Genomic DNA, 25,888 nt, shown 5'->3' with positions numbered 1-25,888 from the left:
TTTATCACTCCTAATAAGAGCGACATTCATGTCTGAAATTAAATTTGAAACTGCAGAACAAAAAGCAAGCTACGGCATTGGTCTGCAAATGGGTCAGCAACTTGCAGGCTCTGGTCTTGAAGGTCTTAGCGTTGATGCTATCGCAGCGGGTATTGCAACAGCACTAACTGGTGACATGCCATCAATCGAAATTGATGAAATCAACAAAGCACTACAAGAACTTCACACTCGTGCAGAAACAGCTCGCCAAGAAGCAGCAAAAATTGCGGCAGCAGAAGGCGAAGCGTTCCTAAAAGACAACGCTCTACGACCTGAAGTTAACGTTCTAGACTCTGGTCTTCAGTACGAAATCATTTCTGAAGGTACTGGTGCAGTTCCTACAGCAGAAAGCTCAGTTCGCGTTCACTACCACGGTGAGCTAACTGACGGTACTGTATTCGATAGCTCTGTATCTCGCGGTCAACCTGCTGAATTCCCTGTTACAGGTGTGATCAAAGGTTGGGTAGAGGCACTACAACTAATGCCTGTTGGCTCTAAGTGGAAGCTATACGTACCACAAGATCTTGCGTACGGTGAGCGTGGCGCTGGTGCGGCTATCCCTCCATTTGCAGCTTTAGTTTTCGAAGTAGAACTATTAGATATTATCTAATTGAAACCATTTTCAATTATGATTAAATAAAACGGCGCACTAGCGCCGTTTTTTTGTCTAAACTGAATAGACTTTCTCACCTCTGAACCTTTCACTCTGATAGCCTTTAAAAATAAAATCACTTTTAAAAAACGCTCAACCTTTGGAGGTACTATGCGTAAAACACTCCTAACTCTAGCACTCCTATCAATCAACATTGGTAGTGCGCACGCATTCTTAGATTCAGTCACTCAAAAAAGTAAAGAAAGTGGTCTGATGGACATGGTCGGCAGCAGCTTGAACACCGAGTCATCTCCATTAACAGACATGCTAACTAGCCAATTACCAGTATCCACTGAGCAAGCAGCCGGAGGCAGTGGTGCGCTACTCGCTTTGGCTCAAAGCCAGCTTTCGCAAGAAAATAGTAGTGAATTACAGTCTTTGATTCCTGGACTTTCAAACTTGCAAGGAGCACAAAGCTTACTAGGAAATATTGAGAATATCAGTGCAGTAAAAAGTGCATTCGATACGTTAGGTTTAGACCCATCTATGATCAGTCAGTTTGCTCCAGTAATCTTGGATTACTTGAACAAGCAAGGCGCTAGCGAAGGGCTTCTAAGTTCGTTGGGCGGGTTGTGGAATACTAGTAAATAAGCGTAAGTGATAATCACTTTTTAAATTGCCAGTCTGCATGGGTTGAAATAAATGCAGGCTGGATATAAAGGTTTACAGAATTACAGATACAAAAAAGCCGAGCTAATGCTCGGCTTTCTCGTTCTTACGAACTGATTACTCAGCAGCTTCTTCAGCAGCTGGGCGATCTACAAGCTCAATGTAAGCCATTGGAGCTTTATCACCAGCACGGAAGCCAGCTTTTAGGATACGAGTGTAACCGCCCTGACGAGCAGCAAAACGTGGACCTAGTTCGTTAAATAGTTTTGCAACTACTTCGTTGTCACGAGTACGTGCAAATGCTAGACGACGGTTAGCAACACTGTCAGTCTTAGCTAGTGTAATCAAAGGCTCAACTACGCGACGTAGCTCTTTTGCTTTTGGCAAAGTAGTCTTGATAACTTCATGACGTACTAGAGAGCTAGCCATGTTGCTGAACATCGCTTTGCGATGTGAGCTGTTGCGGTTGAGTTGACGACCACTCTTACGATGGCGCATGACCTAATCCTTCTAACTAGTATCGATTAATCTTCAGCGATTGATGCAGGTGGCCAGTTTTCTAGGCGCATGCCCAGAGACAGACCACGTGACGCAAGTACGTCTTTAATCTCAGTAAGAGATTTTTTACCAAGGTTAGGCGTTTTAAGTAGCTCAACCTCAGTACGTTGTACTAGATCACCGATGTAGTGAATCGCTTCTGCTTTCAGACAGTTAGCAGAGCGAACTGTTAGTTCAAGATCGTCTACAGGACGCAGTAGGATCGGATCGAATTCTGGCTTCTCTTCCTTCTCCTCAGGAACTCGTACATCACGAAGATCTACGAATGCATCCAATTGTTCAGCTAGGATTGTAGCTGCACGACGGATTGCTTCCTCAGGTTCTAGAGTACCGTTTGTTTCCATATCGATAACAAGCTTGTCTAGATCAGTACGCTGTTCTACACGAGCTGCTTCTACAGCGTAGGCAATTTTGTCTACTGGGCTGTAAGTAGCATCTACTAGTAGGCGACCGATAGGACGCTCGTCTTCTTCGTTATGGATACGCGCAGAAGCTGGAACATAACCACGACCACGTTCAACTTTGATACGCATTGCGATCTCAGCGTTGTCATCCGTCAGGTGACAAATTACGTGTTCAGGGTTAGCGATCTCTACATCACCATCATGGGTGATGTCACCTGCAACCACAGGGCCCGAGCCTGATTTGTTCAAAGTAATGAACACTTCATCTTTGCCTTCGGCAACGCGCACAGCCAAACCTTTAAGGTTTAGAAGAATTTCAAGAATATCTTCTTGAACGCCTTCTTTCGTGCTGTACTCATGAAGTACGCCTTCAATTTCTACTTCTGTTACAGCACAACCTGGCATAGAAGATAGAAGGATGCGGCGAAGTGCATTACCCAGAGTATGACCAAAGCCACGCTCTAATGGCTCAAGAGTTACTTTTGCGTGAGTCGAGCTGATTTGTTCGATGTCAACTAGACGTGGCTTAAGAAATTCTGTTACAGAACCCTGCATTGTGTCCTCTCTTTAGTTTAAACCTTACTTAGAGTAAAGCTCGACGATCAATTGTTCGTTGATGTCAGCTGATAGATCAGAACGCTCAGGCATACGCTTGAATGTACCTTCCATCTTGCCACCATCTACTTCAATCCAAGTTGGTTTTTCACGTTGTTCAGCAACTTCTAGAGCTGCTTTGATACGAGCTTGCTGTTTAGCTTTCTCGCGAATAGAAACAACGTCATTAGCCGCTACTTTGAAAGAAGGAACGTTTACAACTTTACCGTTTACTAGGATAGCTTTGTGGCTAACTAGCTGACGTGCTTCTGCGCGAGTTGCGCCAAAGCCCATGCGGTAAACTACGTTATCAAGACGACCTTCAAGAAGCTGAAGTAGGTTTTCACCAGTGTTGCCTTTTAGGCGAGCAGCTTCTTTGTAGTAGTTACGGAATTGTTTTTCTAGAACGCCGTACATACGACGTACTTTTTGCTTCTCACGAAGCTGAACGCCATACTCAGATAGACGACCGCGACGAGCGCCGTGTACACCTGGTGCGTTATCAATTTTACACTTGGTATCGATCGCGCGAACACCAGACTTAAGGAATAAGTCAGTGCCTTCACGACGGCTAAGCTTCAGCTTAGGACCCAAATATCTTGCCATGATTCTTCTCCAATTGTCCTAGAAACGTTATACGCGACGTTTCTTAGGTGGACGACAACCGTTATGAGGGATTGGTGTAGCATCAACGATGTTTGTGATGCGGAAACCAGCGGCGTTTAGTGCACGAACAGTAGATTCGCGACCTGGACCAGGACCCTTAACCATAACTTCCAAGTTCTTTAGGCCGTATTCTTTAGCCATTTCAGCACAACGCTCAGCAGCAACCTGTGCAGCGAACGGAGTAGACTTACGAGAACCACGGAAACCAGAACCACCTGCAGTAGCCCATGCAAGAGCGTTACCTTGACGGTCAGTAATGGTTACGATTGTGTTATTGAAAGAAGCATGGATGTGCGCAACGCCATCTGCAACTTGCTTGCGTACGCGCTTACGAGCGCGAGTTGGTTGTTTAGCCATTGTACTCTACCTTCCCGATTATTTCTTGATCGGCTTACGCGGACCCTTACGGGTGCGAGCGTTGGTTTTAGTACGCTGTCCACGTAGTGGTAGACTGCGACGATGACGAAGACCACGGTAACAGCCAAGGTCCATAAGACGCTTGATGTTCATAGATACTTCACGACGTAGATCACCTTCTACAGTGTACTTAGCTACACCATCACGCAGTTGATCGATCTGCTCTTCAGTTAGTTCACTGATCTTAACATTTTCAGCAATACCCACTTCAGCTAGGATAGCTTGAGAGCGAGTTTTACCGATGCCGTAGATCGCTGTTAGAGCGATTACTGCATGTTTCTGATCAGGAATGTTAATGCCTGCTATACGGGCCATTATTCACTCCTAAGTGTTTCTATAAAAGAATTAGCCGCAGCAAAGCCCGTTATGGATACGCTGCGGAATACTACTTCTTTTGCACGCAAAAGGTAGGCCGAGGAATATACTCGACCCAACCTTCATTTTCAAGTAAAAATTTCTGCTAATTAGCCTTGGCGCTGTTTGTGCTTTGGCTCACTGCAAATCACGCGAACGACACCGTTACGCTTGATTACTTTACAGTTACGGCAGATTTTTTTAACGGAAGCACGAACTTTCATTGCTAAACTCCGTAAATGAAACTGAGTCTACCGCCGGATTAACGGCCGTAGCCTTTCAGATTCGCTTTCTTCAACACAGAATCATACTGTTGAGACATCAGATGAGTCTGTACCTGTGCCATAAAGTCCATAATTACAACAACTACGATTAGTAGCGATGTACCGCCGAAGTAGAAACGTACGTTCCACGCGACCATCATGAACTCGGGAATCAGACAGATAAAGGTAATGTACAGTGCACCAGCAAGGGTTAAACGTGTCATTACTTTATCAATGTATTTCGCTGTCTGCTCACCTGGGCGGATACCGGGTACGAATGCACCAGACTTCTTCAAGTTATCTGCTGTTTCACGCGGGTTGAAAACCAACGCCGTGTAGAAGAAACAGAAGAAGATAATTGCTGCTGCATAAAGCATTACATACAACGGTTGACCAGGGCTAAGAGCCAAAGACACGTCAGTTAACCAACCGAACGCGCTGCTCTCACCGTTTTGACCAAACCACTGAGCCAATGTTCCTGGGAACAAGATAATACTTGATGCAAAAATCGCTGGAATTACACCTGCCATGTTAATTTTAAGAGGCAAGTGCGAGCTTTGCGCAGCAAACACTTTACGACCCTGTTGACGTTTCGCATAGTTAACGACGATTCGGCGTTGACCACGTTCCATGAAAACAACGAAGTAAATTACTGCGAAAGCTAATACCGCGATTAGCAACAGAAGAAGTACATGCAATTCACCTTGACGCGCTTGCTCGATTGTTTGACCGATTGCAGAAGGCAATCCAGCAACAATACCTGCAAAAATCAGTATCGAAATACCGTTACCAATTCCGCGCTCTGTAATTTGTTCACCTAACCACATCAAGAACATGGTACCGGTTACTAAACTTACGGTAGCAATTAGCGTAAACATGGTTTGGTTGATAACAACCAGATTGTCGACCATGTTTGGTAGGCCAGTTGCAATACCTATAGCTTGGAAGGTTGCAAGTACAAGCGTGCCGTAGCGTGTGTATTGGCTTATCTTACGACGGCCTGCTTCACCCTCTTTTTTGAGTTCAGCTAACGCTGGATGAACTACAGTTAGCAATTGGACAACAATAGATGCCGAAATATACGGCATGATGCCCAATGCTAATATAGATGCACGCTCAAGAGCACCACCGGAGAACATGTTAAACATTTCAACGATGGTACCTTTTTGCTGTTCGAACAAATCGGCAAGTACAGCAGCGTCAATACCAGGAATCGGCACAAAAGAGCCGGCTCGGAATACTAAAAGTGCACCAATTACGAATAACAAGCGCGACTTTAGTTCACTTAAGCCGCTCTGAGCACTACGAAAATCTTGTCCTGGTTTCTTAGCCATCTGTACCTCGTTCCTCGAGATTATTCCTCGATTTTACCGCCTGCAGCTTCGATTGCAGCTTTAGCGCCTTTAGTCACACGTAGACCTTTAACAGTCACTGCTTTGTTGATTTCACCAGAAAGAACAACTTTTACAAATTCGATGTTCTTAGTGATGATGTTAGCAGCTTTAAGACTGTTTAGATCAACTACGTCACCAGAAACTTTCGCTAGCTCAGCTAGACGAACTTCAGCAGACACTAGGCTCTTACGAGAAGTGAAACCGAATTTTGGTAGACGTTGTTTCAGAGGCATCTGACCGCCTTCGAAGCCTGGACGAACACTGCCGCCAGAACGTGATTTTTGACCTTTGTGACCACGGCCACCAGTTTTACCTAGGCCTGAACCGATACCACGACCTACTCGCTTCGCAGAAGTTTTCGCGCCAGCAGCCGGTGCTAGAGTATTCAAACGCATTCTGATTACTCCTCAACTTTAACCATGTAGTAAACCTTGTTGATCATACCGCGAATACACGGAGTATCTTCAAGTTCTACTGTGTGGTTGATTTTACGAAGACCTAGACCGCGCAAAGTAGCTTTGTGCTTTGGCAGACGACCAATTGAGCTTTTAGTTTGAGTTACTTTAATAGTTGCCATGGTGTTCTTACTCCGAAATAGATTCAACAGTTAGACCACGTTTAGCAGCAACCATTTCTGGTGACTTCATGCTACCTAGTGCATCGATCGTTGCACGAACGATGTTGATAGGGTTCGTAGAACCGTACGCTTTAGATAGTACGTTGTGTACACCAGCAACTTCTAGTACTGCACGCATCGCACCACCTGCGATAACACCAGTACCTTCTGCAGCAGGCTGCATGTAAACTTTAGAGCCCGAATGGCGACCTTTCACTGGGTGGTGAAGAGTGCCTTCGTTTAGAGCGATCGTAGTCATGTTACGACGCGCTTTTTCCATTGCTTTTTGAATCGCTGCAGGTACTTCACGAGCTTTGCCGTAACCGAAACCTACACGACCGTTACCGTCACCAACTACTGTTAGTGCAGTGAAGCTCATGATTCGACCACCTTTAACCGTTTTAGAAACACGGTTAACTGCGATTAGCTTTTCTTGCAAATCATTCGCTTGAACTTGTTGTTCTTTAGCCATCTTCCAACCCTACCTTAGAATTTCAGACCAGCTTCGCGAGCAGATTCTGCTAGCGCCGCTACTCGACCGTGGTATTGGAAACCAGAACGATCAAATGCAACTGCAGTTACGCCCTTCTCTAGAGCGCGCTCAGCAATAGCTTTACCCACTGCTTTAGCTGCATCAACGTTACCAGTGTATTTCACTTGCTCACGGATCGCTTTTTCTACAGTAGAAGCTGCTGCGATAACCTCAGAGCCGTTAGCCGCGATAACCTGTGCGTACACGTGACGAGGAGTACGGTGTACAACTAGGCGAGTCGCACCCAGTTCTGCAATCTTACGACGTGCACGTGTAGCACGACGGATGCGAGATGCTTTCTTATCCATAGTGTTACCTTACTTCTTCTTAGCTTCTTTAGTACGCACATTTTCATCTGCGTAACGAACACCTTTGCCTTTGTATGGCTCAGGCTCACGGTAAGAACGAATGTCAGCCGCAACTTGACCAACTAGTTGCTTGTCAGCACCAGTGATCACGATTTCAGTTTGGCTTGGACATTCAGCTTTAATACCCGCTGGCAACTCGTGCTCAACTGGGTGTGAGAAGCCTAGTGTTAGACCTACAGCGTTGCCTTTGATAGCAGCACGGTAACCTACACCTTTAAGAGTTAGCTTCTTAGTAAAGCCTTCAGTAACACCAACAACCATGTTGTTAACTAGAGCGCGAGCAGTACCTGCTTGAGCCCATGCGTTAGCAACACCTTCTTTAGGACCGAAAGTCAGGTTATTTTCTTCCTGAGCGATTACAACTGCGTTGTTAAGAACGCGAGTTAGTTCGCCTTTCGCACCTTTTACAGTGATTTCTTGGCCGTTTAGTTTCACCTCTACGCCAGCTGGAATAGCGACAGGTGCTTTTGCAACACGAGACATAGTCTACTCCTTATTAAGCTACGTAAGCGATGATTTCACCACCAAGACCTGCTTTACGTGCAGCGCGGTCTGACATAAGACCCTTGGAAGTAGAAACGATAGCAATACCAAGACCACCCATTACAGAAGGAAGTTCATCTTTCTTCTTGTAAACACGTAGACCTGGACGAGAAACACGTTTAAGTTGCTCGATTACTGGTTTAGCTTGGAAGTACTTAAGTGTAACTTCTAGCTCAGGTTTTGCTTCGCCTTCAACAGCGAAGTCAACGATGTAACCTTCAGCTTTTAGTAGTGCAGCAATTGCAACTTTAAGCTTTGAAGAAGGCATTTTTACAGCAACTTTGTTTGCTGCCTGACCGTTACGAACGCGGGTCAGCATATCCGAAATCGGATCTTGCATGCTCATATGATTTACTCCAAATGATTAAGTGGCAATTACCAGCTAGCCTTACGAAGACCCGGAATCTCGCCTTTCATGCAAGCTTCACGAACCTTAATACGGCTTAGACCGAACTTACGTAGGTAACCGTGTGGACGACCAGTTTGGTTGCAACGGTTGCGCTGACGTGATGCACTTGAATCACGTGGAAGAGATTGCAGTGTAAGAACCGCGTTCCAACGATCTTCTTCAGATGCGTTTACATCGCTGATGATAGCTTTTAGCGCTGCACGCTTTTCAGCGAACTTAGCTACTAGCTTCGCACGTTTTGCTTCACGTGCTTTCATTGAATTTTTAGCCATAACAGTAACCCTTCACCTTACTTACGGAATGGGAAGTTAAAGGCAGCCAGCAGAGCACGGCCTTCCTCATCAGTACCAGCAGACGTCGTAATAGTGATGTCTAGACCGCGTACTCGATCAACTTTATCAAAGTCGATTTCCGGGAAGATGATTTGCTCGCGAACGCCCATGCTGTAGTTACCGCGACCGTCAAAAGACTTAGCGCTAACACCACGGAAGTCACGTACACGTGGAAGAGCGATGTTAATTAAACGCTCAAGAAAATCCCACATACGTTCGCCACGCAAGGTTACTTTACAACCGATAGGGTAGCCTTCACGGATTTTGAAACCTGCAACAGATTTGCGCGCTTTTGTGATAAGTGGCTTTTGACCAGAGATCGTTGCCATATCAGACGCTGCATTTTCTAGCAGTTTCTTATCGTTGATTGCTTCACCAACACCCATGTTTAGGGTGATTTTCTCGATTCTAGGGACTTGCATGACGCTTGTGTAACCGAACTGTTTGGTCAGTTCAGCGACTACAGACGACTTGTAGTAATCATGCAGTTTCGCCATAGTAGAACTCCAAATTACTTCTATTAGTTAGAAACGGTTTCGCCGTTAGACTTGAAGAAACGAACTTTTTTGCCGTCTTCAAAACGGAAACCGATACGGTCAGCTTTACCAGTAGCTGCGTTAAAGATAGCCACGTTAGAAACGTCGATAGCTGCTTCTTGCTCTACGATACCGCCTTGGATACCCATAGCTGGAACAGGTTTCTGATGTTTCTTAACTAGGTTGATACCTTCAACGATAACTTTACCAGTTGCTAGAACCTTAGTTACTTTACCTTTCTTGCCTTTGTCTTTACCAGCAAGAACGATTACTTCGTCATTACGACGGATTTTAGCTGCCATTTCTACGTGCTCCTTACAGAACTTCTGGAGCCAGTGAAACGATCTTCATGAACTTATCGCCACGAAGTTCGCGTGTCACAGGACCAAAGATACGTGTACCGATTGGTTGCTCAGTATTGTCGTTTAGCAATACGCAAGCATTTCGGTCGAAGCGAATGACAGAACCGTCAGGACGACGTACGCCTTTACGGGTGCGCACTACCACCGCCTTCAGAACATCACCTTTTTTAACTTTACCGCGAGGGATTGCTTCCTTCACAGTAACTTTGATGACGTCACCGATATGTGCATAACGGCGGTGAGAGCCACCCAGAACCTTAATACACATTACGCTGCGTGCGCCTGAGTTATCAGCTGCGTCCAGCATACTTTGCATTTGGATCATGTTAGTGCTCCGCTAAATATTAATAACTAGACCCATCACGGGTCGGGCTGCCTCTTTAAAAGGGACGCGAATTGTACCACCCTTTTTTGTGATTGGGTAGTCAAAAAATAAACGGCTCCAAAAATATTTTGGAGCCGCTTTAGTTTCATAGAATTAACGAGATTAAATCTTCGCCTTTTCTAGAACTTTTACCAAAGTCCAAGACTTAGTCTTAGACAGTGGACGACACTCTGCGATTTCAACTGTGTCGCCTAGGCCACACTCGTTGTTCTCGTCATGTGCGTGTACTTTAGTCGTACGTTTTACGTATTTACCGTAGATTGGGTGTTTTACGAAACGTTCGATAGCAACAGTGATAGACTTGTCCATCTTGTCGCTAACAACACGACCTTGTTGAGTACGTTTTACTTCGCTCATTATGCGCCTGCCTTCTCAGTCAAAACAGTTTTCACACGTGCGATATCACGGCGTACAGCTTTCAGAGTATGAGTTTGCTGTAGTTGACCAGTCGCAGCTTGCATGCGCAAGTTGAACTGTTCGCGTAGCAAATTCATTAGCTCAGCGTTAAGCTCTTCAACGCTTTTCTCGCGTAGATCTTGTGCTTTCATCACATCACCTGCTTAGTTACAAATGTAGTTTTGAAAGGCAGTTTACGTGCCGCAAGACGGAACGCTTCACGTGCCAATTCTTCAGGTACACCACCCATTTCGTACATAACCTTACCAGGTTGGATTTGGGCTACCCAGTACTCAACGTTACCTTTACCCTTACCTTGACGAACTTCAAGTGGTTTTTCTGTGATTGGTTTGTCTGGGAACACACGGATCCAGATTTTACCTTGACGCTTAACGTGACGTGTCATTGCACGACGTGCCGCTTCGATTTGACGAGCAGTTAGACGACCACGGCCAACAGCTTTAAGACCGAATTCGCCGAAGCTTACATCAGTACCTTTAGCTAGACCACGGTTACGACCAGTCTGAACCTTACGGAACTTAGTACGTTTAGGTTGTAGCATCTGTCGACTCCTTACTTACGGCCTTTACGCTGCTTCTTAGGCTTGTCGCCTTTAGGCTCTACAGCGTTAGCTGCTGGCATACCACCTAGGATTTCACCTTTGAAGATCCAAGTTTTAATGCCGATCACACCGTATTGAGTGTGAGCCGAAGAAGTTGCGTAATCAATGTCAGCACGTAGAGTGTGTAGAGGCACACGGCCTTCACGGTACCACTCTGAACGTGCGATTTCAGCGCCGCCTAGACGACCGCTTACTTCCACTTTGATACCTTTAGCGCCTAGGCGCATTGCGTTTTGTACTGCGCGCTTCATAGCACGACGGAACATAACACGACGCTCTAGCTGAGACGCGATGCTGTCACCAACAAGTTGCGCATCTAGTTCAGGCTTACGTACTTCAGCGATGTTAATTTGCGCTGGTACACCTGCAATTTTAGCTACAGCTGCGCGTAGCTTCTCAACGTCTTCACCTTTCTTACCGATAACAACGCCTGGACGAGCAGTGTGAATAGTCACACGGATGCTCTTAGCAGGACGCTCGATAACGATACGTGATAGAGACGCTTTTTTCAGTTCACTTGTAAGGAACTGACGTACCTTGAAGTCGCCGTCTAGGTTGTCAGCGAAATCTTTGGTGTTAGCAAACCATGTAGCATTCCAAGGCTTAACGATGCCTAGACGAATACCATTTGGATGTACTTTTTGACCCATTGCTTACTCTCCTAGTCTCTAGCGATCTGCTACAACAACAGTGATGTGGCTTGAACGCTTCAAGATACGATCCGCACGACCTTTAGCACGAGGCATAATACGCTTCATGGTTGGGCCTTCATCTACAAAGATTTTTGCGACATTCAGATCGTCAATATCTGCACCTTCGTTGTGCTCCGCGTTAGCGATAGCAGACTCTAGAACTTTCTTAACTAGTGCAGCAGCTTTTTTGTTGCTGAACGTTAGGATTTCTAGAGCTTGGTCAACAGATTTACCACGGATTAGATCCGCAACTAAGCGAGCTTTCTGAGGCGAAATGCGAGCAAAGTTATGTTTAGCAATTGCTTCCATTATCTACTCCTTAGCGCTTCTTAGCTTTCTTATCCGCAGCGTGACCGCGGTAAGTACGTGTTGGTGCGAATTCACCCAGTTTGTGACCGATCATTTCATCAGTTACAAATACTGGTACGTGCTGACGACCATTATGGACAGCGATGGTCAAACCGATCATCGTAGGGATGATCATTGAACGACGGGACCAAGTCTTAATAGGCTTTTTGTCTCCGCTTTCCACCGCTTTCTCTACCTTCTTCAGCAAGTGTAGGTCAATAAAAGGACCTTTCTTGAGAGAACGTGGCATGGCGATTCCTCTTTATATAGATTACTTGTTACGACGACGTACGATGTACTTGTCAGTGCGTTTGTTCTTACGAGTCTTGAAGCCTTTAGTAGGCATACCCCAAGGAGATACTGGGTGACGACCACCAGAAGTACGACCTTCACCACCACCATGTGGGTGGTCAATCGGGTTCATTACAACACCACGAACCGTTGGACGGATACCGCGATGACGTGATGCACCTGCTTTACCAAGTTCACGTAGCATGTGCTCAGAGTTACCAACTTCACCGATTGTTGCACGGCCTTCAGAAAGAACTTTGCGCATCTCGCCAGAACGTAGACGGATAGTTACGTACGCACCGTCGCGAGCAACGATTTGAGCGTAAGCACCAGCCGAACGAGCTAGCTGACCACCTTTACCAGGCTTAAGTTCAACGTTATGTACTGTTGAACCTACTGGGATATTACGCATTGGTAGAGTGTTACCAGCTTTGATTGGTGCATCAACACCAGACTGAATAACATCACCAGCTACAACACCTTTAGGTGCTAGGATGTAGCGACGCTCACCGTCTTTGTAAAGAACTAGAGCAATGTTTGCGCTACGGTTTGGATCGTATTCAAGACGCTCAACTGTCGCTGGAATACCATCTTTAGTACGTTTGAAGTCAACTACACGGTAGTGGTGCTTGTGACCACCGCCGATGTGACGTACTGTGATACGACCCTTGTTGTTACGACCACCGTTCTTAGAGTTTTTCTCTAGAAGAGGTGCGTATGGCTTGCCCTTGTGTAGGTCAGCGTTAACAACTTTAACAACGTGACGACGACCAGGGGAAGTCGGCTTACATTTAACAATAGCCATTTTTAACTACTCCTGTTATTCCGCGCCGCCAACGAAGTCAAGATCTTGACCTTCTTTCAAAGTAACGTACGCTTTCTTAACGTCGCTGCGGCGACCTTGGCGTAGACCTTGACGTTTGGTCTTACCCTTAGTGATAAGAGTATTTACAGACTTAACTTCAACTTCAAATAGCTTTTCTACAGCTGCTTTGATCTCTTTTTTAGTCGCATCTTTAGCTACTTTGAAAACGATAGTGTTCGCTTTCTCAGCTGCCATAGTTGCTTTTTCAGAGATGTGCGGTGCACGTAGAACTTTTAGGATACGCTCTTCAGTGATCATGCTAGCATTTCCTCTACTTGCTTAACTGCTTCTGCAGTCATTACAACTTTGTCAAACGCGATTAGAGATACTGGATCGATACCAGCAACATCACGTGCGTCAACTTTGTATAGGTTACGAGCAGCTAGGAATAGATTCTCATCTACTTCGCTAGTCACGATTAGAGCGTCAGTTAGCTCAAGCTCTTTAAGCTTAGCAACTAGCTCTTTAGTCTTTGGTGCTTCAACTGAGAAGTTATCAACAACGATTAGACGCTCTTGACGAACAAGCTCAGAAAGAATGCTCTTCATAGCACCACGGTACATTTTTTTGTTTACTTTTTGGCTGTGATCTTGTGGTTTCGCAGCAAAAGTAACACCACCTGTACGCCAGATTGGGCTACGGATTGTACCAGCACGCGCACGGCCAGTACCTTTTTGACGCCATGGCTTAGCGCCACCGCCAGAAACTTCTGAACGTGTTTTTTGAGCACGAGTACCTTGACGAGCACCTGCTGCGTACGCAACAACTACTTGGTGTACAAGAGCTTCGTTAAACTCACGTCCGAAAGTAGTTTCGGAAACAGTTAGTGCATCGGCACCTTTAACCATTAGTTCCATTACTTACTCCTGAGACGTTATGCTTTAACAGCTGGTTTAACGATCACGTTGCCGCCAGTTGCGCCTGGGACTGCACCTTTAATAAGAAGCAGGTTGCGCTCAGCGTCAACACGTACGATCTCTAGGTTTTGAGTCGTTACACGCTCAGCACCCATGTGACCTGCCATTTTCTTGCCTTTAAATACGCGACCTGGAGTCTGACATTGACCGATAGAACCAGGAGCACGGTGAGACAATGAGTTACCGTGAGTCATATCTTGAGTACGGAAGTTCCAACGCTTAACAGCGCCTTGGAAACCTTTACCCTTAGATGTACCAGTAACGTCTACTTTCTTAGTTTCGTTGAATAGTTCAACAGTTAGTTCTGAACCAACTTCGAACTCTTCGCCGTTTTCTAAACGGAATTCCCAAAGACCGCGACCAGCTTCAACGCCAGCTTTAGCAAAGTGACCTGCTTCAGCTTTGTTTACGCGGTTAGCTTTCTTAGAACCAGCTGTAACCTGGATTGCTGCGTAGCCGTCAGTTTCAAGAGTTTTCACTTGAGAAACACGGTTAGCTTCAACCTCAACAACTGTTACTGGGATAGAAACGCCTTCTTCAGTAAATACGCGGGTCATGCCCACTTTACGACCGATTAGACCAATCATACTTCTAATCTCCCTTAACCTAGGCTAATTTGAACGTCAACGCCCGCAGCAAGGTCTAGACGCATTAGAGCATCAACAGTCTTGTCTGTTGGCTCAACGATGTCGATTAGACGCTTGTGAGTACGGATTTCGTACTGGTCACGTGCTTTCTTGTTAACGTGTGGAGAGATAAGAACTGTGAAACGCTCTTTACGAGTTGGCAGTGGGATTGGACCACGAACCTGTGCGCCAGTGCGCTTAGCTGTTTCAACGATTTCCGCTGTAGAAGCATCGATTAGTTTGTAATCGAAAGCTTTTAGGCGGATACGGATACGTTGGTTCTGCATGAGACAGAGCTCCAAATTTAATAAATTACACAAACAATATCGCCACTCAAACTCGTCAAGACGAGAGAATGCCGATTGATTTATGTGAAACCGTAGCATCCAAGATTAGGACGCATTGTCAGTTAATTTTCGATTAACTATCCCTATATGCCAAAGTCACCTTTGAGGATAGTTTTTCCGAAGAAAAGATAGCTAATTGTATTAACCGCGAACATAAGCTGAGTATACATTACCTCGCAAATCCTTAGATTTGCTCGCTCCTCACTGCTCATTGGTTCACAACTGGCTTAACCAGTGCGCTGCATTATACAGATCACACTTTAGGTTGCAAGCGCTGAGTGAAAAATAATCGGGAATATTCCAAACCCCATACATTCCTCTTCGCTTGGTAGCCATTAAAACAAAAAGGACGCCGAAGCGTCCTTTTCTAAACTGTAATCGTAATAGCGGCTGCTATTATTTCTTACCGCTTGATAGTGCACCGAAACGCTTGTTGAAGCGATCAACACGGCCGCCTGTATCAACGATACGTTGCTTACCAGTGTAGAATGGGTGACACTTGTCACATACGTCTAGGTGGATAGACTCTTTACCTAGAGTAGAGTTGAACTCAAAAGAGTTGCCGCAAGAACAAGTAGCTTTTACTGCTTTGTATTCTGGGTGGATACCAGCTTTCATGGGATAACCTCAATAGTAGGCCGTGTCGCTATACGAATCTAAGCCGCACACCACACGCAATTAATAATAAAATGGGATACCGCATCAACTAATTGCCGAAGCCATATCTCAAGGCGCGATATAGTAAAGAATCACATTGCTCGGATCAACACATTTGGCAACTTTTTCGCCACTTTTTTAGCCAGACTAATCATAGAGGCACGATTCACGCTGAATCACATAGCTTTACTCGAATTTCCATACCGATTTTAATAGACTCTCATTTCCTTTCCCTCTTTTTAATAGCTAAGAATTTATGCGTCCAACCATTGCTAGAGTGGCATTACCCGTTCCGCTCGACAAACAATTTGATTACGCCATTCCGGGGCACCTGTTTCCGATCATTGGTGGACGCGTTTCCGTGCCTTTTGGACGCCAAACCTTAGTCGGCATCGTCACCGCAATGGTTAATCACTCGGACTTTCCCAAAGATCAACTCAAGCCAATCAAAGCAGTTCTTGATTCTCAGCCGTTATGGTCTGAAAAGCTTTATTCGTTGCTGACTTGGTGCAGCCAGTTCTACCAATACCCACTTGGAGATACGCTACACAATGCGATGCCAGCAGCTCTACGTAAAGGAAAGCCTGCAGATTTTGCGACGCTACAAGAGTGGCAAATTACCGAATCCGGTAAAGACAAGCTGATGCAAGGGCTTGATCGTCGAGCGGTCAAACAACAGAAGGTCTTGCAAATGCTTATAAACGGCGCTTTGCCTCACCAGGAATTTGTCGACCAAGAGATCGCCTCAACAGTACTAAAGTCTTTAGAAGATAAAGGCTGGATTGAACGTATCGAGAAGAAGCCTGCAATCACCCAGTGGGGACAGCACGTTGAATGCGACGTCGAGAAGCCAAAGCTCAACCACGAACAAGCGCTGGCTATTGCGAGTGTAAATAGCCAAACAGGTTTTGCTTGCTATTTATTAGAGGGAGTAACTGGCTCTGGTAAAACAGAAGTTTACTTAAACCTTATCAAACCAGTTTTAGAGCAAGGGAAACAAGCATTAGTTTTAGTACCTGAGATCGGTCTAACGCCCCAAACCATCAACCGCTTTAAACACCGTTTTAATGTACCAGTTGACGTCATCCACTCCGGGTTAAACGAGACGGAGCGTCTGAATGCGTGGCTTTCTGCACGCGACAAAGCGGCCGGAATCATTATCGGCACACGCTCTGCCCTACTCGCGCCTTTTGCTGATCTCGGGATTATCATTGTGGACGAGGAACATGACACCTCTTACAAACAGCAAGATAGCTTGCGTTATCATGCACGCGATGTTGCTGTAATGCGCGCTCATAAAGAACAAGTTCCGATTGTTCTAGGCTCAGCCACACCTGCACTGGAGACATTGCACAATGCCTTGTCAGGCAAGTATCACCATTTAACACTAACCCAACGAGCTGGCTCTGCCGTACCAACCACCAATAAAGTGTTAGATGTAAAAGGTCAGTATTTAGAAAGTGGCTTATCTGCCCAACTGATTGCCGAGATGCGCAAGCATTTAAAAGCTGGCAATCAAGTAATGTTGTTTCTTAACCGCCGAGGCTTTTCGCCCGCTTTGATGTGCCATGAATGCGGTTGGATTGCAGAATGTAAACGCTGTGATGCGTACTACACGTTCCACCATTACAGCAACGAAATACGCTGCCATCACTGCGGCTCACAACAACCGGTAATTCATCAGTGTCAGGGGTGTGGTTCAACTCAATTGGTTACCGTCGGCGTAGGAACGGAACAACTCGAACAACAATTGGCTCAGTTATTTCCAGAATACAACGCCATTCGCATCGACAGAGACAGCACACGTCGCAAAGGTAGTTTGGAAGATGCCCTTGAATCGATTCGTAAAGGTGAACATCAAATTCTGATTGGCACCCAAATGCTGGCTAAGGGGCACCATTTTCCAAATGTAACGCTCGTTGCTCTTTTGGATGTTGATGGCTCTCTCTATAGTAGTGACTTCCGCGCTTCCGAGCGACTAGCGCAGTTGTTTATTCAAGTCGCAGGTCGTGCCGGCCGCGCAAGTAAACCTGGCGAGGTTATCCTACAAACCCACCATCCTGAGCACAGCTTGCTGCAGGCCCTACTTCAAAAAGACTATCGCCACTTTGCTATGACTGCTCTGGAAGAACGCAAACTGGCTCAGCTTCCGCCTTATAGTTTCTTGACTCTGTTTAAAGCAGAGGCGAACCAAAGTGAGGTAGTTGAAGACTTCCTGCGTCAGGTTCGCTTTACGTTAGAGTCACACCCTCTGTTCGATGATTCCTGCATGGTGTTAGGCCCTACTCCTTCACCTTTGGCCAAGCGGGCTGGTAAATACCGTTGGCAACTATTACTGCAAACTCAGCATCGTTCATTGATGCAAAAGTTATTAACCAGTGCCAAACCTGCTATTGAGTTGTTGCCAAATGCTAAGAAAGTACGCTGGAATTTAGACATAGAACCACAAGATCTCAGCTAGCAAACGTTTAACTATGTAATGAATTACCATTTAATGTGACCAGAATCACACCAAGATTACAATTTTTGTTAAACAGACCGTAACTTTCACTTTAGAAATGAATAGACTATCCAAATTAGAAAAGTCTAAAGTGACTTGTTTGCACAGGCTTAGATTAAAACAATGACTATTCCCACAAATTGATATCGCGGTGAAGAATCCATTTTCCCACTCGTTAACACGAACTGAGCGAAGAGCAAACACAGCTCTAACTCGGTTTGATTACTCTGATTTCAAACCGGAATAACGTCATCTTGGCAAAAAATAAATGAGAGGTTAAAAACTATGGCGACAATGAAGGATGTTGCCCAGCTTGCGGGAGTGTCTACGGCTACGGTATCTCGAGCCTTAATGAATCCAGAGAAAGTCTCTTCTTCTACAAGAAAGAGAGTAGAAGATGCCGTACTTGAAGCGGGTTATTCTCCAAACTCATTAGCGCGTAACTTACGTAGAAACGAATCAAAAACCATTGTTACTATCGTTCCCGACATCTGTGATCCTTATTTTTCTGAAATTATTCGCGGTATTGAAGATGCAGCCATGGAACATGGCTATCTAGTCCTACTGGGCGATAGCGGACAACAGAAGAAACGCGAAAGCTCTTTCGTTAACCTCGTATTTACTAAGCAGGCAGATGGAATGCTACTGCTTGGTACAGATCTACCATTCGATGTCAGTAAGCCAGAGCAAAAGAACTTACCTCCGATGGTAATGGCGTGTGAATTTGCGCCAGAGCTCGAGCTTCCGACAGTACATATTGATAACCTGACCTCAGCATTTGAAGCAGTGAATTACCTGACTCAATTAGGTCATAAACGCATTGCTCAAATCTCTGGACCTGATACAGCAATATTGTGTCAGTTCCGCCAACAAGGCTACCAACAAGCCCTGCGCCGTGCCGGCATCAATAAAGATCCACAATATAGTGTCATTACTGAGTTCTCTTTTGATGGCGGAGCAAAAGCCGTTCGTAAACTGCTCGAATTGCCAGAACCACCAACGGCTATTTTCTGTCACTGTGACACAATGGCCATCGGCGCAATTCAAGAAGCAAAAAAGCTTGGCTTACGAGTACCGCAAGATCTCTCTGTTGTGGGCTTTGATGACATTAACTTCGCTCAGTACTGCGATCCACCGTTGACCACCATCTCTCAACCTCGCTATGAGATTGGTCGACAAGCGATGCTAATGATGCTCGAGATGTTAAAAGGCCACGACGTGCATTCAGGCTCGCGTCTGCTTGAAACTAATCTCGTCATTCGTGGAAGTGCAGCGCCACCACAGCGCCCTTAACCTAAAGATTAGGTATTCATCCCCAAAGCGGTGCTAAGGCGCCGCTTTTTTATTTACCCCTCCTGCTTTTTGTGTATCCCTGAATAAATGTAAGCGAGAACGGAAACACACTCCTACACTCGGGCGTTGTCGCGCTTTAGCTATCAAGATTCTATCAATAGGGTGTTTTCTCAACTCGTTCTGGATTAACATATTTGCAAGAATCCTTGATGACCAGAAATAACCGTGGCAAATAGAGATTATGTAAGACGGGGGCGAGGCACCCCAAAAAAGTCGACAAAAAAACAGCCGCCGAGAAGAAAAAAACCTTGGCGCAGTGGCCTGCTCGCTATCTTGCTCGTGGGCGGTTTTGGCTATGGTCTTTACCTTTTGAGTAGCGACCCAGAACCTAAACAACCAGTCGTGAAGCAGCCAACAACCACTGTCAGCAAACCAAAGCCGAAAAAAGACTTGCCGCCACCACCAGAAGAAAAATGGGAATATGTTGAGTCACTACCGAAACGTGAAGTTGAGGTTGTGGCCAAAGAAATTGAAGTTTCTAAAATTCCTTACATAATGCAGTGTGGCGCGTACAAAACTCAGGCACAAGCGGAAGAGCGCAAGCTTGCAATCGCGTTCCAAGGGATGTCGAGCAAGATTCGTAAGAAAGAAGGCAGTTCATGGTATCGCGTGGTGCTAGGTCCGTATAAGTTCAAACGTGATGCAGAACGTGACCGTCATAAACTGCAACGCGCGAAAATCGAGCCGTGCGCGATTTGGAAAGAAAATCTTTAAACTCAGGCCCTAGGAGCTAAGATCCTAGGGCCTTTCTTTTTGCCCCCTTGAATCCCCATTTCTCCTCCCCCATATACTGAATTAAATCCAAAGAGAAATAATCAAGAGGTCGACTGTGACTACCATTGTATCTGTACGTCGAAATAATAAAGTCGTCATCGCGGGTGATGGCCAAGTATCTCTAGGCAATACCGTAATGAAAGGTAATGCGCGCAAAGTTCGCCGCCTATACAACAACCAAGTACTAGCGGGCTTTGCCGGCGGTACTGCGGATGCCTTCACCCTTTTTGAGCGCTTCGAAAGCAAACTGCAAATGCACCAAGGTCACCTAACCAAAGCGGCAGTTGAGCTAGCCAAAGACTGGCGTAGCGATCGTGCTTTGCGCAAGCTCGAAGCCTTACTTGCCGTTGCCGACGAAACCGCATCGTTAATCATTACCGGTAATGGTGATGTCGTACAGCCAGAACATGACCTGATTGCGATTGGCTCTGGTGGTGCTTACGCACAAGCTGCCGCAACCGCCCTACTAGAAAACACAGATCTAGATGCTCGTGAGATCGCGGAAAAAGCTCTCAATATCGCGGGTGATATTTGTGTCTTCACTAACCATCACCACACGGTAGAAGAGCTAGACTCAACAGTAGAGCCTGAAAAACCAACCGCGTAATCGTAACGAAGTAAGGAAAGAATATGTCTGAAATGACGCCTCGCGAAATCGTTCATGAATTGAACCGCCACATTATCGGTCAAGAAAAAGCCAAACGTTCGGTTGCGATTGCACTGCGTAACCGCTGGCGCCGCATGCAGCTTGAAGAAAGCTTGCGTGCCGAAGTGACGCCAAAAAACATCTTGATGATTGGCCCTACTGGTGTTGGTAAGACTGAAATCGCACGACGCCTAGCAAAACTGGCAAATGCCCCTTTCATCAAAGTTGAAGCGACAAAATTCACCGAAGTGGGTTACGTTGGTAAAGAAGTTGAAACCATCATCCGTGACCTAACAGATGTCGCTGTGAAAATGACGCATCAACAAGCGATGGAAAAAGTGAAATTCCGCGCAGAAGAGCAAGCGGAAGAACGCATTCTTGATGCGCTACTGCCACCAGCACGTGATAGCTGGGGTCAAGCAGAGCAAACGGAAGAGTCTTCTCACACTCGCCAGATCTTCCGTAAGAAACTGCGTGAAGGCCAACTAGACGATAAAGAAATTGAAATCGACGTAGCCGCACCACAAATGGGCGTAGAGATCATGGCGCCTCCTGGTATGGAAGAGATGACTAACCAGCTGCAAGGCATGTTCCAAAACCTAGCAGGCGACACTAAGAAAAAACGTAAGCTGAAAATCAAAGACGCAATGAAAGCGTTAGCGGAAGAAGAAGCGGCGAAACTGGTAAACCAAGAAGAGCTAAAAGAAGCAGCGATTTTCAACGTTGAAAACAACGGCATCGTATTTATCGATGAGATCGACAAGATCTGTAAACGCGGCGAGAGCTCAGGCCCAGACGTTTCACGCGAAGGTGTTCAGCGCGACCTACTTCCATTGATTGAAGGCAGCACGGTATCAACCAAGCACGGCATGGTAAAAACAGACCACATTCTGTTTGTTGCATCTGGTGCATTCCAAGTGGCAAAACCATCTGACTTGATCCCAGAATTGCAAGGTCGTCTACCAATTCGTGTTGAGCTAGAAGCACTAAGCAGCAACGACTTCAAACGCATTCTGACAGAACCAAAAGCCTCTCTAACAGAGCAGTACGTTGCGTTGATGAAAACGGAAGATGTGGACATCGAATTCACAGAAGACGGCATCACGCAAATCGCGGAAGCGGCATGGACGGTCAACGAAAGCACAGAAAACATCGGTGCTCGTCGCTTACACACCGTTATGGAACGCTTAATGGATGAAATCTCTTACGACGCAGCGGAGCAATCTGGCGCTAAATTCGTTATTGATTCCGCTTACGTGAAAGCGCGCCTAGGCGACACAATTGAAGATGAAGATCTAAGCCGCTTTATTCTTTAATCGCAATCTATTTTACCAAAGCCCAGAACCTTGTTTCTGGGCTTTTTGTTTAGAATGGAGGTGACTTTGACAACATCTAAATCAAAAGATCTCGTCATTCTAGCGAGCTCAAGCGAGACTAAGAATCTGCTAACAGAAGACGCCTATTCTTTCCAACTCACCTTCACCACCGCACAACCGGGACGATAGGTTCTGAATCACCTCGTTTCTCGCTGTTCAGAATGACGGTGACTTAGATAACATCTAAATCAAAAGATCTCGTCATTCTAGCGAGCTCCAGCGAGACTAAGAATCTGCTAACAGCAGACGCCTATTCTTCCTCGCTCACCTTAATCACCGCACAATCGGATGATCGATTCTGAATCACATTCGTTCCTCGCTGTTCAGAATGACGGTGACTTAGACAACACCCAAATCAAGGATCTCGTCATTCTAAGAGCTCAAGCGAGACTAAGAATCTGCTAACAGCAGACGCCTATTCTTTCCAACTCACCTTAACCACGGCACTATTGGGACGATAGATTCTGAATCACCTCGTTCCTCGCTGTTCAGAATGACGGTGACTTAGACAACATCTAAATCAAAAGAGCTCGTCATTCTAGCGAGCTTAAGCGAGACTAAGAATCTGCTAACAGCAAACGCCTTTCTTTCCCCACTCGCCTTCACCACCGCACAATCGGATGATAGATTCTGAATCACCTCGTTCCTCGTTGCTCAGAATGACGGTGACTTTGACAACATCTAAATCAAAAGACCTGGTCATTCTAGCGAGCTCAAGCGAGACTAAGAATCTGGTAACAGCAGACGCCTATTCTTTCCCACTCCCCTTCACCACCGCACAATCGGATGATCGATTCTGAATCACACTCGTTGTTCAGAATGGCGGTGACTTTGACAACACCTAAATCAAAAAGATCTCGTCATTCTAGCGAGACTAAGAATCTGCTAACAGCAAACGCCTTTCTTTCCTCACTCGCCTTCACCACCGCACAACCGGACGATAGATTCTGAATCGCCCTTTGACTTCTAGTTGAGTTGTTTTAGGTCAATAGCGTATCTGCCTCTTTGTGCTTATACTGGGCACATTGGTTACTAGCACGAAATTTCCATGAAACAATCTTTACAGATCTGGCTTGAAGCCGCTCGCCCAAAAACACTACCTCTGGCATTAGTCTCTATCTTAACGGGTAGTGTACTCGCCTACTCGGCGGGTCATTTTTCACCGACAATTGCCATCATGGCTTTCGTAACCGCGACGTTGCTGCAAATTCTATCCAATCTTGCGAACGACTACGGCGATGCCGTTCAAGGTACAGATAACGACAAACGCCTTGGCCCATTACGAGCGATGCAGTCTGGCGCGGTAAGTGCTAAACAGATGAAACAAGCGATTATCTTTAACATCGTTCTGACCGCAATCTCAGGCTTGGTGTTAGTTTTCTATTCACTAAGTTCACTGGAAAGCATTGTTACTTTTATCGGGCTGGGAATTTTGGCCATTCTCGCAGCCATTGCTTATACCATGGGTAGCAAACCATACGGTTACGTGGGGCTTGGCGATATATCAGTGTTCTTGTTTTTTGGTTTACTCGGCGTATCCGGTACCTACTTCTTGCATACCGGTCACGTAGACACCACGCTATTCTTACCTGCTTTAGGCTGCGGTTTACTCGCCGTTGCAGTACTCAACATCAACAATATGCGTGATATAGAGAACGACCGAGAGTGTGGTAAACGCACGGTGGCGGTACGCTTAGGTCAACGTAAAGCCAAGCAGTACCACTTTATCTTACTTGGCGGAGCTATCCTTGCCTTTGCGGCTTACTTGTTAATTCAAGACAAACCCGTTTGGATTAGCTTGCCATTTTTACTTAGTATTTATTTCGTGGCCGATCATGGTAAAGCAGTTTGGCATACACAAAAGCCCGCTCAGATAGCACCAATGATGCCAGTCATCGTGAAATGCTCTCTAGTCACCAACGTTTTGTTTGCAACAATTGTGGTAGCTCAAACTCTAGTAAGTTAAAAAAGGATTGTCATTGCATTGACTTAATGCCTAGATATACTCAAAGACAACCAATTTCTGTTTAGAAAGGTACGCTATGGAATACAATACCTCAGCACTCTGTGATATCTACCTCGATCAGGTAGATGTGGTTGAACCAATGTTCAGTAACTTTGGCGGTCGCGCTTCATTTGCCGGGCAAATCACCACCATCAAGTGTTTTGAAGATAATTCGTTGATCCGCGAGACATTAGAGCAAGATGGACTTGGTCGCGTTTTGTTAATTGACGGTGGCGGTTCCCTACGTAAAGCCCTTATCGATGCAGAAATCGCAACCATTGCGGAAGAAAACGAGTGGGAAGGCATTGTCGTTTACGGCTGTGTTCGTGAAGTAGATGAACTTGAAGATATGAACTTAGGCATTCAAGCCCTCGCCTCTATTCCTGTTGGAGCGACCAGCCAGGGTATTGGCGAATTAGATGTACCAGTCAACTTTGGCGGCGTCAGCTTCTTACCTGAAGATTATATTTATGCTGATAGCACCGGAATTATCCTGTCGCCTGAACCATTGAATATTGATTTAGAGTTGGATGAAGAAGCATAACGAGTCTTAGGCGCCTAAGTTATAGGACCTTCTCTTGGCTATCAGAATCGAGCTTGTCCTAACGATTTTCAACTTGCCCAAAACACAAACACCCGCTTAACGCGGGTGTTTTTAATTTGGAATGAAGAAGCTGAATTATTCCACTTCGTCCATTTTGCCAAGTAGTGCACGAATGCGCTCTTGCCATTGTGCGTGCTCTTGCTGTGCTTGTTGTGCTTTTTGCTCTAGCTCTTCACGTTGAGAGCGAAGCTCGTTCGCTTCTTCCGCAAGTTTAGCTTTATCTTCTTTCAGCTCTTCGACTTCCATCTGAAGAAGAGTGATTGTGTCAACTGCAGTTTGAATTTTAGATTCTAGTTGTTCTAGTACTTCAAAAGACATCTTGGCCTACCTATGTTATTCCGTTGGGACGATGTGCGAGATTGATGCACACCTAACCTATATAAGGTTCATTCTACTCAGCGTCGCGATGAGAAACACTCACTATATTCGATATTTTGCATCATTCGGTCAAAAAATCAGCGCAATCTCACTAAACGCTGACTTTTCTTGTCGCCGAAGCATTTTTGAGCAAGGATTTTGCGTCCCGCTACGCTGAAAATCGCCCTAAGTATTGATCAAATTCAAGTTAGATAAAGTAAAAGCCTCGCAAAAAGGCAAACGTTTACTCGACCTTGTGATAGAATCGCCGCGCAAATTCTTCTTCCCTCTTGCTTACTTGGAGACATCATGAAACGCGATTTAGCAATGGCATTTTCCCGTGTGACTGAAGGTGCAGCCCTGGCTGGTTACAAATGGCTTGGCCGTGGCGATAAAAACGCAGCCGATGGCGCAGCTGTTGAAGTTATGCGCACGCTACTGAACAAAACAGATATCAGTGGTGAAATTGTCATTGGTGA

40 protein-coding genes are annotated in these 25,888 nt (G+C 45.7%); 10 read left to right on the top strand and 30 right to left on the bottom strand.

The window, feature by feature from the left end; translation table 11 throughout:
- Window positions 1–28 precede the first annotated feature (28 nt).
- Window positions 29–649, top strand: a complete 621-nt coding sequence (locus R7041_RS17365; protein ID WP_005383137.1) for an FKBP-type peptidyl-prolyl cis-trans isomerase — start codon at window positions 29–31, stop codon at window positions 647–649.
- A 153-nt stretch (window positions 650–802) separates the two neighbouring features.
- Window positions 803–1,282, top strand: a complete 480-nt coding sequence (locus R7041_RS17360) for a DUF2780 domain-containing protein (protein ID WP_017820297.1) — start codon at window positions 803–805, stop codon at window positions 1,280–1,282.
- A 135-nt stretch (window positions 1,283–1,417) separates the two neighbouring features.
- Here R7041_RS17360 and rplQ read toward each other — a convergent pair whose 3' ends face one another.
- The 29 genes from rplQ to rpmE all read right to left on the bottom strand — a co-directional run bounded on the left by rplQ (window position 1,418) and on the right by rpmE (window position 15,755).
- Window positions 1,418–1,798 (bottom strand): 50S ribosomal protein L17, encoded by a 381-nt coding sequence (rplQ, locus tag R7041_RS17355; RefSeq protein ID WP_005383141.1) that lies wholly within the window; start codon window positions 1,796–1,798, stop codon window positions 1,418–1,420.
- A 26-nt stretch (window positions 1,799–1,824) separates the two neighbouring features.
- A complete protein-coding gene (locus tag R7041_RS17350; RefSeq protein ID WP_005383143.1) occupies window positions 1,825–2,817 on the bottom strand; it encodes a DNA-directed RNA polymerase subunit alpha in 993 nt (330 codons plus the stop codon).
- 24 nt (window positions 2,818–2,841) lie between these two features.
- A complete protein-coding gene (gene rpsD, locus R7041_RS17345) occupies window positions 2,842–3,462 on the bottom strand; it encodes a 30S ribosomal protein S4 (protein WP_005383146.1) in 621 nt (206 codons plus the stop codon).
- A gap of 27 nt (window positions 3,463–3,489) precedes the next feature.
- Window positions 3,490–3,879 (bottom strand): 30S ribosomal protein S11, encoded by a 390-nt coding sequence (gene rpsK / locus R7041_RS17340; protein ID WP_001118870.1) that lies wholly within the window; start codon window positions 3,877–3,879, stop codon window positions 3,490–3,492.
- Between the two features lie 18 nt (window positions 3,880–3,897).
- On the bottom strand, window positions 3,898–4,254 hold the full coding sequence (rpsM, locus tag R7041_RS17335) for a 30S ribosomal protein S13 (protein ID WP_005383154.1): 357 nt from the start codon (window positions 4,252–4,254) through the stop codon (window positions 3,898–3,900).
- A gap of 149 nt (window positions 4,255–4,403) precedes the next feature.
- Complete coding sequence (gene rpmJ / locus R7041_RS17330) at window positions 4,404–4,517, bottom strand: 50S ribosomal protein L36 (protein ID WP_000868186.1); 114 nt, start codon at window positions 4,515–4,517, stop codon at window positions 4,404–4,406.
- 38 nt (window positions 4,518–4,555) lie between these two features.
- The gene (gene secY / locus R7041_RS17325) at window positions 4,556–5,890 is read right to left on the bottom strand and encodes a preprotein translocase subunit SecY (protein WP_005379562.1); all 1,335 of its coding nucleotides are present in this window, start codon (window positions 5,888–5,890) and stop codon (window positions 4,556–4,558) included.
- Between the two features lie 20 nt (window positions 5,891–5,910).
- Window positions 5,911–6,345: a 50S ribosomal protein L15 gene (gene rplO / locus R7041_RS17320; protein WP_005383155.1), complete on the bottom strand. Its 435-nt coding sequence runs from the start codon at window positions 6,343–6,345 to the stop codon at window positions 5,911–5,913.
- A 5-nt stretch (window positions 6,346–6,350) separates the two neighbouring features.
- Window positions 6,351–6,527 (bottom strand): 50S ribosomal protein L30, encoded by a 177-nt coding sequence (gene rpmD / locus R7041_RS17315; RefSeq protein WP_005379565.1) that lies wholly within the window; start codon window positions 6,525–6,527, stop codon window positions 6,351–6,353.
- Window positions 6,528–6,534: 7 nt separating this feature from the next.
- Window positions 6,535–7,038 (bottom strand): 30S ribosomal protein S5, encoded by a 504-nt coding sequence (gene rpsE / locus R7041_RS17310; protein WP_004745894.1) that lies wholly within the window; start codon window positions 7,036–7,038, stop codon window positions 6,535–6,537.
- A 14-nt stretch (window positions 7,039–7,052) separates the two neighbouring features.
- Entirely contained in the window at window positions 7,053–7,406 is a 354-nt protein-coding gene (rplR, locus tag R7041_RS17305) for a 50S ribosomal protein L18 (RefSeq protein ID WP_005379568.1), read from the bottom strand.
- Between the two features lie 9 nt (window positions 7,407–7,415).
- Complete coding sequence (gene rplF / locus R7041_RS17300) at window positions 7,416–7,949, bottom strand: 50S ribosomal protein L6 (protein ID WP_005379570.1); 534 nt, start codon at window positions 7,947–7,949, stop codon at window positions 7,416–7,418.
- A gap of 13 nt (window positions 7,950–7,962) precedes the next feature.
- Window positions 7,963–8,355, bottom strand: coding sequence for a 30S ribosomal protein S8 (gene rpsH, locus R7041_RS17295; protein ID WP_005379572.1), 393 nt, complete (start codon window positions 8,353–8,355; stop codon window positions 7,963–7,965).
- A gap of 29 nt (window positions 8,356–8,384) precedes the next feature.
- Window positions 8,385–8,690: a 30S ribosomal protein S14 gene (rpsN, locus tag R7041_RS17290; protein ID WP_004410442.1), complete on the bottom strand. Its 306-nt coding sequence runs from the start codon at window positions 8,688–8,690 to the stop codon at window positions 8,385–8,387.
- Window positions 8,691–8,707: 17 nt separating this feature from the next.
- Window positions 8,708–9,247: a 50S ribosomal protein L5 gene (gene rplE, locus R7041_RS17285; RefSeq protein WP_005379573.1), complete on the bottom strand. Its 540-nt coding sequence runs from the start codon at window positions 9,245–9,247 to the stop codon at window positions 8,708–8,710.
- Between the two features lie 23 nt (window positions 9,248–9,270).
- Entirely contained in the window at window positions 9,271–9,588 is a 318-nt protein-coding gene (gene rplX / locus R7041_RS17280) for a 50S ribosomal protein L24 (protein WP_005379574.1), read from the bottom strand.
- A 13-nt stretch (window positions 9,589–9,601) separates the two neighbouring features.
- Entirely contained in the window at window positions 9,602–9,973 is a 372-nt protein-coding gene (gene rplN / locus R7041_RS17275) for a 50S ribosomal protein L14 (protein ID WP_004410450.1), read from the bottom strand.
- A gap of 162 nt (window positions 9,974–10,135) precedes the next feature.
- Window positions 10,136–10,390 carry a 30S ribosomal protein S17 gene (rpsQ, locus tag R7041_RS17270; protein ID WP_005379575.1) on the bottom strand — a complete coding sequence of 85 codons (255 nt, stop codon included), beginning with the start codon at window positions 10,388–10,390 and terminating at the stop codon, window positions 10,136–10,138.
- Window positions 10,390–10,581, bottom strand: a complete 192-nt coding sequence (gene rpmC, locus R7041_RS17265; RefSeq protein ID WP_005379576.1) for a 50S ribosomal protein L29 — start codon at window positions 10,579–10,581, stop codon at window positions 10,390–10,392. Before rpmC ends, rpsQ begins: the two co-directional genes overlap by 1 nt.
- A complete protein-coding gene (gene rplP, locus R7041_RS17260; RefSeq protein ID WP_005379577.1) occupies window positions 10,581–10,991 on the bottom strand; it encodes a 50S ribosomal protein L16 in 411 nt (136 codons plus the stop codon). Before rplP ends, rpmC begins: the two co-directional genes overlap by 1 nt.
- 11 nt (window positions 10,992–11,002) lie before the next feature.
- Window positions 11,003–11,701, bottom strand: coding sequence for a 30S ribosomal protein S3 (rpsC, locus tag R7041_RS17255; RefSeq protein ID WP_005383161.1), 699 nt, complete (start codon window positions 11,699–11,701; stop codon window positions 11,003–11,005).
- A gap of 18 nt (window positions 11,702–11,719) precedes the next feature.
- Window positions 11,720–12,052 carry a 50S ribosomal protein L22 gene (gene rplV / locus R7041_RS17250; RefSeq protein ID WP_005383164.1) on the bottom strand — a complete coding sequence of 111 codons (333 nt, stop codon included), beginning with the start codon at window positions 12,050–12,052 and terminating at the stop codon, window positions 11,720–11,722.
- Between the two features lie 10 nt (window positions 12,053–12,062).
- Complete coding sequence (rpsS, locus tag R7041_RS17245; protein ID WP_004394525.1) at window positions 12,063–12,341, bottom strand: 30S ribosomal protein S19; 279 nt, start codon at window positions 12,339–12,341, stop codon at window positions 12,063–12,065.
- 21 nt (window positions 12,342–12,362) lie between these two features.
- Complete coding sequence (rplB, locus tag R7041_RS17240) at window positions 12,363–13,187, bottom strand: 50S ribosomal protein L2 (protein ID WP_005383168.1); 825 nt, start codon at window positions 13,185–13,187, stop codon at window positions 12,363–12,365.
- Between the two features lie 15 nt (window positions 13,188–13,202).
- On the bottom strand, window positions 13,203–13,505 hold the full coding sequence (rplW, locus tag R7041_RS17235) for a 50S ribosomal protein L23 (protein ID WP_004398471.1): 303 nt from the start codon (window positions 13,503–13,505) through the stop codon (window positions 13,203–13,205).
- A complete protein-coding gene (gene rplD, locus R7041_RS17230; protein ID WP_005379556.1) occupies window positions 13,502–14,104 on the bottom strand; it encodes a 50S ribosomal protein L4 in 603 nt (200 codons plus the stop codon). Before rplD ends, rplW begins: the two co-directional genes overlap by 4 nt.
- A 17-nt stretch (window positions 14,105–14,121) precedes the next feature.
- On the bottom strand, window positions 14,122–14,751 hold the full coding sequence (gene rplC / locus R7041_RS17225) for a 50S ribosomal protein L3 (protein WP_005379555.1): 630 nt from the start codon (window positions 14,749–14,751) through the stop codon (window positions 14,122–14,124).
- A 14-nt stretch (window positions 14,752–14,765) separates the two neighbouring features.
- Window positions 14,766–15,077, bottom strand: coding sequence for a 30S ribosomal protein S10 (gene rpsJ, locus R7041_RS17220; protein ID WP_004410492.1), 312 nt, complete (start codon window positions 15,075–15,077; stop codon window positions 14,766–14,768).
- 456 nt (window positions 15,078–15,533) lie between these two features.
- Entirely contained in the window at window positions 15,534–15,755 is a 222-nt protein-coding gene (gene rpmE / locus R7041_RS17215) for a 50S ribosomal protein L31 (protein ID WP_005379546.1), read from the bottom strand.
- 295 nt (window positions 15,756–16,050) lie between these two features.
- Here rpmE and priA point away from each other — a divergent pair, with 295 nt between their 5' ends.
- The 7 genes from priA (at window position 16,051) to rraA (ending at window position 24,992) form a co-directional block, all read left to right on the top strand.
- Window positions 16,051–18,255, top strand: coding sequence for a primosomal protein N' (gene priA / locus R7041_RS17210; protein WP_258512409.1), 2,205 nt, complete (start codon window positions 16,051–16,053; stop codon window positions 18,253–18,255).
- 303 nt (window positions 18,256–18,558) lie between these two features.
- The gene (cytR, locus tag R7041_RS17205) at window positions 18,559–19,587 is read left to right on the top strand and encodes a DNA-binding transcriptional regulator CytR (protein WP_254901949.1); all 1,029 of its coding nucleotides are present in this window, start codon (window positions 18,559–18,561) and stop codon (window positions 19,585–19,587) included.
- 225 nt (window positions 19,588–19,812) lie between these two features.
- Complete coding sequence (gene ftsN / locus R7041_RS17200) at window positions 19,813–20,361, top strand: cell division protein FtsN (RefSeq protein WP_130544805.1); 549 nt, start codon at window positions 19,813–19,815, stop codon at window positions 20,359–20,361.
- Window positions 20,362–20,476: 115 nt separating this feature from the next.
- Complete coding sequence (gene hslV, locus R7041_RS17195; protein WP_005383176.1) at window positions 20,477–21,028, top strand: ATP-dependent protease subunit HslV; 552 nt, start codon at window positions 20,477–20,479, stop codon at window positions 21,026–21,028.
- Window positions 21,029–21,051: 23 nt separating this feature from the next.
- Window positions 21,052–22,383 (top strand): HslU--HslV peptidase ATPase subunit, encoded by a 1,332-nt coding sequence (gene hslU, locus R7041_RS17190; protein ID WP_025768349.1) that lies wholly within the window; start codon window positions 21,052–21,054, stop codon window positions 22,381–22,383.
- A gap of 1,108 nt (window positions 22,384–23,491) precedes the next feature.
- Window positions 23,492–24,409 carry a 1,4-dihydroxy-2-naphthoate polyprenyltransferase gene (locus R7041_RS17185; protein WP_104969015.1) on the top strand — a complete coding sequence of 306 codons (918 nt, stop codon included), beginning with the start codon at window positions 23,492–23,494 and terminating at the stop codon, window positions 24,407–24,409.
- A gap of 76 nt (window positions 24,410–24,485) precedes the next feature.
- Complete coding sequence (rraA, locus tag R7041_RS17180) at window positions 24,486–24,992, top strand: ribonuclease E activity regulator RraA (RefSeq protein ID WP_005379537.1); 507 nt, start codon at window positions 24,486–24,488, stop codon at window positions 24,990–24,992.
- 135 nt (window positions 24,993–25,127) lie between these two features.
- On the opposite strand, the gene zapB is transcribed toward rraA, so the two are convergent.
- Window positions 25,128–25,370, bottom strand: a complete 243-nt coding sequence (zapB, locus tag R7041_RS17175; protein ID WP_005379536.1) for a cell division protein ZapB — start codon at window positions 25,368–25,370, stop codon at window positions 25,128–25,130.
- A gap of 348 nt (window positions 25,371–25,718) precedes the next feature.
- Here zapB and R7041_RS17170 point away from each other — a divergent pair.
- Window positions 25,719–25,888, top strand: a 170-nt coding sequence (locus tag R7041_RS17170) for a fructose-bisphosphatase class II (protein WP_318128665.1), incomplete at its 3' end; no start/stop codon positions are given.

Origin of the sequence: Vibrio sp. 1751 (assembly GCF_033339895.1) — a bacterium.
GTDB classification, from domain to species: domain Bacteria; phylum Pseudomonadota; class Gammaproteobacteria; order Enterobacterales; family Vibrionaceae; genus Vibrio; species Vibrio alginolyticus.
Note: the sequence above shows the minus strand (reverse complement) of the source record. Positions and strands in the feature narration are given on the sequence as shown.